At 46.8% G+C, this 1646-nt stretch carries 1 protein-coding gene; it reads right to left on the bottom strand.

What is annotated here, in order from left to right:
- Positions 1 to 411: 411 nt before the first annotated feature.
- Entirely contained in the window at positions 412 to 1530 is a 1119-nt protein-coding gene (locus DFP95_RS28555; RefSeq protein ID WP_115996078.1) for an IS110 family RNA-guided transposase, read from the bottom strand.
- Between the last annotated feature and the right edge of the window lie 116 nt (positions 1531 to 1646).

Consider the following 1646-nt stretch of genomic DNA (forward strand, 5'->3'; position numbering starts at 1 on the left):
TTTCCGACTGCTATGAACGTGAAAGTCAACGCATGGTGCTCCACGTAGGTTAAAGTTTCTTTTAAATCGCTCGGCACGAAGGCAAAATGTTAGATCGTCAGCTGGCAGACTGCTATACGTGGGTTGGCTACCACATTTTATACCTGCGACAAAAAGGGGATTTCCGTCAACTATGATCGCGTATTCACCTTATGGTTAGGTTTACGCCAGTCGGAAACGCGGGTTTGCCCCTTTAACTTTTATCCTTTGCCTCCGAGCCCAAAGATCTAAGCATCTATGGTGAGACTGTCAAGCGATCTCCTTGACAGTCGGGGATCATTTTCTAAACACTAATCCTATTCCCAGCTATTGAGCTGGGATCGCCCACGGCGAGTGCGGGGGTGCAGGGGGCAGCGCCTCCTGCAATGGTTTTTACGCAAGGTGACTACCTTCTGCTTGCCTTGCTACAGCCCATACAAAACCAACTAATTCTCTGGCAGTTGCACCTATCGCTACATTCTTATGTTTTCCTCGATTGACAACTAATCGAAAGAACTTCTTATTTAACCGAGTTTGTGCTTTCCATGAAATCGCTTGTATCATCGCTGCTTGACCGTCTAATCGTTTTTTAAGATCGCCTTTTATGGCTGGGCTATGTCGGTAACTCCAAGCAGCTTCAACAAAAATTCGCCGCAATAAGGAGTTGCCGGCCTTTGTCATTTTTCCTTTGCGCGAAGATAGACCGGAAGAGAATTCTCGAGGAACAAGTCCCAGATAGGCCATCAACTGCATCGGTGAACGAAACCTTTCAAAACTACCGATCTCCGTTGCTATGGATACGGCATGAACAAGGGCTATTCCGCGCAGAGACTGCAATGCTCGAATGACATTCGCATGCGCACCCTTTGATGATTCCTCGGCCAACGATTGGTCGATCCGAGCTAATCGCTGCTCACACTCAAATAGGTGTTGAAGATACTCTTGATGGACTAACTGTTCGCAAGTATACGTGAATTTTAGTGTTTCAAGCCATTTTCGATACATTTTCGTCCACCTGCGTTTCATCACAGCGGGCGGATGAATGTGATGCCGAAGCAAGAAGTGAACCATACGCTGACGAGCACGATGTAAGTCATCCCTGGCATCTTCTCTTGCGCGAACAAGGTCGCGCAATGCTTCTTGCTCACGAGAGGGTACGTGAATGGGGGTGAGTTCCCCTGCCCGAAACAGTTGAGCCAAACGTAGTGCGTCTCTACGATCCGTTTTGATATGGTCTCCTTGTCGCTTTGGAATTAAAGACGGAGCAATCACCGTACAGGAAATCCCCATCTTCATTAACCAATGGTATAAATCAAAACCAGTTGGACCAGCCTCGTAACAAACTTGGAGGGAGCCAGTCTCTCCGAGTTGTTTCATGAGTTTACGAACCGCTTCAGCAGTGTGGTTAATCGTCCCCCAAAAACGAGGAGCATCCCGACCCGAATCCGCAATCGCGACAGAAATTTTTTCTTTAGACACATCTAAACCAACGTATTTTGTGGCATCCTGCATAGTAGCAGCTCCTTTTTGCTTTGTAGCTCTGAAATGGTAATGGTTGATCATCACTACCATTCTTAACCTACGAAATGAAGCAAATACGGGGCTGTTTCACGTTCATTATAACTATA

The organism is Cohnella lupini (assembly GCF_003386205.1).
Taxonomy (GTDB): Bacteria; Bacillota; Bacilli; order Paenibacillales; family Paenibacillaceae; genus Cohnella; species Cohnella lupini.

What these genes read in the sequence shown, in the direction of transcription:
- DFP95_RS28555 (WP_115996078.1), bottom strand. Translation starts at nt 1,530, where the DNA reads ATGCAGGATGCCACAAAATACGTTGGTTTAGATGTGTCTAAAGAAAAA.